Below are 7,500 nucleotides of genomic sequence, written 5' to 3' on the forward strand. Positions count from 1 at the left end.
GTTAATTTTCTACAATTAAAATTTCTACTCTGCGATTGGCAGCGCGTTCTTCTTCATTTTTTTCGGGCAATGGATAAATGGGCTGTGAGCTTCCAAAACCTTTATATGCCAGTCGTTCTTTTTGGATTTCGTTATGTACTAAAAAATTATAAATAGCTTTAGCGCGTTGTGTTGACAAATCAGCTCTATCAACAGGCATGCAGCACAAATGTCCATGAATTTCGATTTTTAAATTTGGATTTTTTTGAAGCACTAAAAGCAACTCATACATTTTTCCGCGAGATTCATTAACAACGGCAAAGGTGTTGATTACAAAATTTAGGTTTTCGATTTTGAGTTTTTCTCCTGATTTGGCTTCACCAACTTTCTTCATAAAAGCGCGGTCGAGTTTGAATTCAGATTTGGTTCCGTTTGGATTTTCGAAGACTAATTTTTCGGGGTAAACTATTTCAGGCTTGGGCTTTTCTTCGACGATTTCTTTTTTAATTCCGAGGATTTCATCTTCTCGCGGTAAATCTTTTTCGAGTATATAATAAATGACAACTCTACGATTTTCCGCTTTGTTTTTAGATTGTACAAAGCTTTCTCCAAAACTCCTAGTTTTAAAATCTTCTCTGATTTTGATTTGATTTTTAACCGTATTAAAAATACAATTTACGCGTTTTTGGGCTAAAGTATCGTTGAAACCAGTCGTTCCGTCTTCATCTGTAAATCCATGGATGGCTACTATTTTATTGTTCTTGTTTTCGGAAATCCAGTCACTTAGTTTTGTGTTTTCTTTCGAATTTAATTCAAATTTATTACTCTCAAAATATACAGTGAATTTCTCCTGAGCAAAACAAGTGACTAATGAAATTAAAAAGAAAAAGAAGCTAAAATATGTTTTCATAGGTTAAAAAAACAATCGAAAGTTACGCAAAATTGTTTGGAGTAATCAAAAATAAGACCAAGAATATGTAGAAAAAAATTACATTTAGTAACGATGAAAAAAAATCCCGCTCAATGAACGGGATTTTTTTGCGTTAAGGATTGGAGCGAGTACCGTGTACTGCGGAAAGCCTGACCCGAAGGGTAACGCCCCAATTCAATTATCGTGTAAACAATAACTCTCTGTATTTGGTCAATGTCCAAATTTCGTCATCAACCAAAAGTTCCAGTTTATCGCAGTGTGCTCTGATTACATCAAAGTATGGTTTTACTTTGTCGCAATAGGATTCTGCCATTTTTTGAGCATCGGTTAAGGCATTTGCTTTTTTACGAGCTTCGGTCATGGCTTCAACATTAGAATTAATTCCTTCGATGTGAGCCGAGATTTCTTTGATTAGTGAGATTTGTTCTTTAGCTGTTTTTTCGAAATCTTTTCCGAATATTTCTTTCAATCCACGAACATTTTCGATTAACGTATTTTGGTAGCGAATGGCTGTTGGAATAACGTGATTACGGGCAATATCTCCAAGAACTCTTCCTTCTATTTGGATTTTCTTAGTGTATTCTTCCAATTCGATTTCGTAACGCGCTTCTACTTCAACGTGATTCATTACATTCAAATCTTTGAATAAATCCAATGCTTTTTTAGAAACTTTTGCTTTCAAAGCTGTTGGTGTTGTTTTATGATTGCTCAATCCACGTTTCTTGGCTTCTTTTTCCCAAGCTTCGCTATAACCATCACCTTCAAAAAGGATATTTTTTGTCTCTTTAATATATTCTCTCAATACATTGAAAATCGCTTCGTCTTTCTTTAAATCTTTTTTCTCAATTAAGGCATCTACTTCTTTTTTGAAATCTATTAATTGTTTGGCCACAATAGAATTCAGAGTTGTCATCGCATTAGCGCAGTTTGCAGATGAACCTACAGCGCGGAACTCAAATTTATTTCCGGTAAAGGCAAAAGGCGATGTTCTGTTTCTGTCGGTATTATCCAAAATTACTTCCGGAATTTTACCAACAACATTCAGTTTTAAATCGGTTTTTTCTTCCGGAGATAATTTGCCTTTGGTTACGCTTTCTAATTCAGCTAAAACTTTGGTTAATTGTTGCCCAATGAAAACTGAAATGATGGCTGGCGGTGCTTCATTTGCACCTAATCTATGATCGTTACTTGCTGTTGCAATAGACGCACGAAGTAATTCTTCGTATTCCTGAACAGCTTTTATTGTATTGATAAAAAACGATAAGAATTGTAAGTTGCTCATTGGCGTTTTTCCCGGAGAAAGCAAGTTTACTCCGGTATCCGTTGCCATTGACCAGTTGTTGTGTTTTCCTGAACCATTTACACCTTGAAAAGGTTTTTCGTGGAATAACACTTTGAAATCGTGACGCTCACCTACTTTTGACATTACATCCATTAATAATGAATTATGGTCAACCGCTAAATTGGTTTCTTCAAAAATCGGAGCCAACTCAAATTGGTTTGGAGCTACTTCATTGTGGCGTGTTTTTACCGGAATTCCGAGTAACATACACTCTTCTTCCAACTCTCTCATAAAATTAAGTGCACGAGACGGAATTGAACCAAAATAATGATCGTCTAATTGTTGTCCTTTTGCTGATGTATGTCCAAGTAAAGTTCTTCCCGTCATAACCAAATCGGGACGAGAATTTGCCAAAGATGCATCAACCAAAAAATACTCTTGTTCCCAACCTAAAGTCGCGGTTACTTTTTTTACATTCTTATCAAAATATTTGCACACATCAGTTGCTGCTTCATCCACAGCATTTAATGCACGTAAAAGTGGTGTTTTATAATCTAAAGCTTCACCTGTATAAGAAATGAAAACAGTTGGAATACATAAAGTTGTTCCAAAAATAAATGCCGGAGAAGTTGGATCCCAAGCCGTATATCCTCGAGCTTCGAATGTGTTTCTGATTCCGCCATTTGGGAAAGAGGATGCATCCGGTTCTTGTTGTACTAATTGTCCGCCTCCGAATTTTTCAAAAACTTCAGAACCATCATAAGAGGTTTCAAAAAAGGCATCATGTTTTTCAGCAGTTGTTCCGGTCAATGGCTGAAACCAATGTGTGTAATGCGTTACACCTTTTGATAAAGCCCATTCTTTCATTCCCATTGCTATGTAATCGGCTAGTTTTCTATCAATTTTAGTTCCGTGCTGTACTGCGTCTTTTACAGCTTTGTGAGCATCTGCAGTTAAGAACTGTTTCATTGCTTTATCATTAAACACATTTGAACCAAAAAGATCTGATTTTCTTCCGGATTCTTCAAATTTTACTGGTTTTCTGCCTGAGGCATCTTTTAATGCTTGAAAACGTAATGTTGCCATAAATTAAAATTTTAAATCGTTTTACTATAGTTATAAAATTATGGCACAAAAGTAGTCAAACTATTCCTAAAAATAAATCTTCAACATTATTAAATTATATTTTTTTGCTAAAAAAATTGATTTTTTAATAATTTACCCCCATAAAAAATACCGTTATAACAAAAGTAATTACCATTATAATAATAAATACCCTCCAATAATTGACGAATAAAAAATTATTCTATTTTTGCTATTGAGTTATAATTACAAATAAATTTATATAATATGGCTAAAATAAAATTAGAATATCTTTGGTTAGATGGTTACGAGCCAACGCAAAATTTAAGAAGCAAGACTAAAGTTGAAGAGCATGAAAATTTTAAAGGAACTTTAGCAGAACTTGGGAATTGGTCTTTTGACGGGTCATCAACAAAACAAGCTGATGGGGGTTCATCAGATTGTGTTTTAGTACCTGTAGCTATATATCCTGATCCTACCCGACTAAACGGATACTTGGTGATGTGTGAAGTACTGAATGCTGATGGAACGCCACACCCTTCTAACGGTAGAGCAACAATTGATGATGACAATGATGATTTCTGGTTTGGATTCGAACAAGAGTATTTCATTATGGATACTAAAACTCAATTACCATTAGGATTCCCTATTGGAGGCTATCCTGCTCCCCAAGGTATGTATTACTGCTCAGTTGGCGGAAAAAATACTCACGGAAGAAAATTAGTTGAAGAGCACGCTGATTTGTGTATCGCTGCCGGCATCAACTTTGAAGGTATCAACCAAGAGGTTGCTTGCGGACAATGGGAGTTTCAATTATTTGCTAAAGGAGCCAAAAAAGCAGGAGATGAAATTTGGGTTGCACGATATATGTTAGATCGTTTGACTGAAAAATACGGATATTATATAGAGTATCATCCAAAACCTCTAGGAAAAGACATGGATTGGAATGGTTCCGGTATGCACGCTAACTTCTCTAATTCTGTATTAAGAACTTGTGGAGATAAAGCAACTTACGAAAAAATATGTGAAGCTTTCAGACCAGTAGTTGAAGAGCATATCGCAGTTTATGGCGCCTACAATGATCAAAGATTAACAGGTAAGCACGAAACGGCTTCAATTCACGATTTCTCTTATGGTGTATCAGACAGAGGAGCTTCAATTAGAATTCCAATTGCCACGGTTCAAAGAGGATGGAAAGGATATCTTGAAGACAGAAGACCTGCATCTAACGGTGACCCATACAAAATTGCCTCAAGAATTATAAAAACTGTTAAATCTGCATTATAATATTTGTTTAGTTTTAATGAAAAAGTGCCGTCGTAAAAGAGGGCACTTTTTTTTTGCTTAAAACCTAAAACATATCTTTCTTTAAATTTCTTTCAAATTCTAAAAAGCAAAAAAGTATCTTTGACAATATATAAATATTTTATTTTATGATTGTTTGGATATTGTTCTTAACCGCTATTTTTATTTTTCTTGCTTTAGATTTAGGTGTATTTAACAAAACACCGCATATTATTAGCTCAAAAGAAGCTGGAATTTGGACCGGAGTCTGGGTCACGCTTTCTTTTGCTTTTTCGGGAGTTGTACATTGGTTATACAGTAATGAATACGTTGCAAATCCAACCGAAATTAAACCGGCTGTAGCAACTATAAAATTCATAACCGGTTATCTTATTGAATTGTCATTGAGCATTGATAACATATTTATTATAGCTATCATTTTTGCTTCGTTTAGAATTCCACAAAAATACCAGCATCGTATTTTGTTTTGGGGAATATTGGGTGCTATTGGTTTTAGAGGATTGATGATTTTCTTTGGTGTTATATTGATAAATAAATTTAGTTGGATGACTTATTTATTTGGAGCGTTCTTACTCTTCACTGCTTTTAAAATGTTATTCAAAAAAGACGAAGGAGAATATGATCCAAAAAAATCAGTAGTTTACAGAGTAATAGGCAAAGTTATCCCAATAACAAGCCATACGGAGAAAGAACATTTTTTTACAAAAATTAATAATGTAAATCACGCAACGCCTCTTTTTGTTGCTTTGTTGGTAATTGAAGTAATGGATATGTTATTTGCTTTAGATAGTGTTCCTGCTATCTTAGCTATTACATCCGATCCTTTCTTAGTCTTTAGTTCTAATATTTTTGCGATTCTTGGATTGCGCTCCATGTATTTCTTTTTGGCCAATATGTTGGAGAAATTTAGCTATCTTGAATATAGCTTAATTGCCATCCTTACTTTTGTTGGAATTAAAATGTTGGTAGTTCATCATTACAAATTCCCTGAATGGGTTTCGTTAGGCTTTATTGCTTTATCACTTTTAATAGGCGTAGTAATTTCTATTAGGAAAAGTCAAGTAGAGGATTAAGAAAATTTTATCTGAAATCATAATCGATAAAAAACCATTTTAAGCTAAGCCTGAATTATTTTCCATAGCATACAAACCATTTCTCTAATAATTTACTTGGCAGTGTTTAATTGATGATTTTCATAAAACTATTATAAGCAAAAAACCCTTTCCAATAATGGAAAGGGTTTTTATTTAAAATTAAATTACTGGTTATCTTTTAATTACTCTTTGAGTTTTTACTTCTGTTCCTTGTGTAACAATCACATTGTAAACCCCCACAGGATAATTACTACCTATCTCGAATGTTTCAACATCTGTAACTTTAACATTATCGGTTTGCAACAATCTTCCTAGCATGTCGTAAACTTTCACATTCAAGTCATTAACATTGCTTGTTTTAACATCAATCTTGAAGTTGTTTGCAAATGGATTTGGATATGCTTTCACTGACAAACCGCTTATCATTACAGATTCATTTTTACTAGAAGCTGCAGGTCTAGCTGGGCAAGGTGCCACATCCCAACCAATGAATATTTTACATTCATCAAAACCTCTATTTATTGCATCTACAGCAGAATTAATAGCTGAAAGACCTGCCCCACCTTCTGAACCTATAACACCATCGGCATTTCCTAAAGCACGGTTTGCTAAGTCAATCAATCCGTCTACTGTTTTGTCACCATTACCATTTGGAGTGATAGCATTGACTACAGCAGCACTAATTGTTTTGTAAGTGTATTCGTTAGTAGTATTTATCCACACACCGAACTCATCATAATGACCACAAACTCTCTCTGTAGCTACAGTAGAACCACAACCACCTTCAGGTTCAGCTGTTGCAAAAGTACCTGCTTGTAGAACAAAATCACTTAAGTCTGAAGCGTCTTCAGAGGCTATACCTGCATTCAATACCAAAGTAATTGTTTGAGAAAGTAATACATTATTAATTCTTCCAGAATGTAAATAAGATGCTGGTAATGAACATATATTAACATCACCTACTTTAAGCTCTTTTGCACTACCTCCACCTGGCAATCTGTCTATAATACAATCTACAGCACTTGGTGAATTCATTACAACTGAACGGCCAGGTCTACCAATAGTAACTGTACCTCCTAAATTAGTCAAGACTTGTGCAATAAATCCAGCAGTTGTATAACCTCCAGTTGTTCCATCACACATTGCACCACCTTCGGTACCATAAGCACCTTGAGTATAAGTACAAAACTGATCACAAGGGATTAATTCAACATTAATTTGTGCACTAGCTTCACATTCATTTGCATCTCTAACAGTAACTGTATGTGAACCACTGTTTAAATTTGCGAAAGTGTATGGAGAGCTTTGTTCTGTAAATGGTCCAGCATCTATACTTACCGTAAATGCACCTGTTCCTCCTGAGAAAGTAGCTTCAATACTACCATTACCACTATCAGCACATTCTTCAGGTTGTGATGTTAATGACAATACAACTTCTGTTGGAACCGTAATAGTTACTTGTTCTGTATCAGTACATCCGTTAGCGTCAGTAGCCACGATAGTGTAAACTCCTGCTGCCAATCCCGTTGCCGGTGAAGTAGCTGCGTTTCCGTTTACAGTATAGGTTTTAGCTCCTGTTCCGCCTGTTGCGCTGAACGTGATTGAACCTGTACCTCCGAAACATAATGGGTTAGTTCCTTGAGCGGTTAAGTTAACTGCTGTTGGAACGGTAATAGTTACTTGTTCTGTATCAGTACATCCGTTAGCGTCAGTAGCTACGATAGTGTAAACTCCTGCTGCCAATCCCGTTGCCGGTGAAGTAGCTGCGTTTCCGTTTACAGTATAGGTTTTAGCTCCTGTTCCGCCTGTTGCGCTGAACGTGATTG

Annotated in this window: 5 protein-coding genes; 2 read left to right on the plus strand and 3 right to left on the minus strand. The window is 35.4% G+C overall.

The window, feature by feature from the left end; translation table 11 throughout:
* Window position 1: 1 nt before the first annotated feature.
* Together L1S35_RS12460 and L1S35_RS12465 are read right to left on the minus strand one after the other, a co-directional pair.
* Complete coding sequence (locus L1S35_RS12460) at window positions 2-889, minus strand: OmpA family protein (protein ID WP_236401183.1); 888 nt, start codon at window positions 887-889, stop codon at window positions 2-4.
* A gap of 199 nt (window positions 890-1,088) precedes the next feature.
* Complete coding sequence (locus tag L1S35_RS12465; protein ID WP_236401185.1) at window positions 1,089-3,278, minus strand: glutamine synthetase III family protein; 2,190 nt, start codon at window positions 3,276-3,278, stop codon at window positions 1,089-1,091.
* 264 nt (window positions 3,279-3,542) lie between these two features.
* Between L1S35_RS12465 and L1S35_RS12470 the strand changes: the two genes are divergently transcribed.
* A complete protein-coding gene (locus L1S35_RS12470; RefSeq protein WP_236401187.1) occupies window positions 3,543-4,562 on the plus strand; it encodes a glutamine synthetase beta-grasp domain-containing protein in 1,020 nt (339 codons plus the stop codon).
* 146 nt (window positions 4,563-4,708) lie between these two features.
* Window positions 4,709-5,653, plus strand: coding sequence for a TerC/Alx family metal homeostasis membrane protein (locus tag L1S35_RS12475; protein ID WP_236401189.1), 945 nt, complete (start codon window positions 4,709-4,711; stop codon window positions 5,651-5,653).
* 192 nt (window positions 5,654-5,845) lie between these two features.
* On the opposite strand, the gene L1S35_RS12480 is transcribed toward L1S35_RS12475, so the two are convergent.
* On the minus strand, window positions 5,846-7,500 hold a 1,655-nt coding region (locus tag L1S35_RS12480), incomplete at its 5' end, for a T9SS type A sorting domain-containing protein (RefSeq protein WP_236401191.1).

Origin of the sequence: Flavobacterium anseongense (assembly GCF_021608185.1) — a bacterium.
GTDB lineage: Bacteria > Bacteroidota > Bacteroidia > Flavobacteriales > Flavobacteriaceae > Flavobacterium > Flavobacterium anseongense.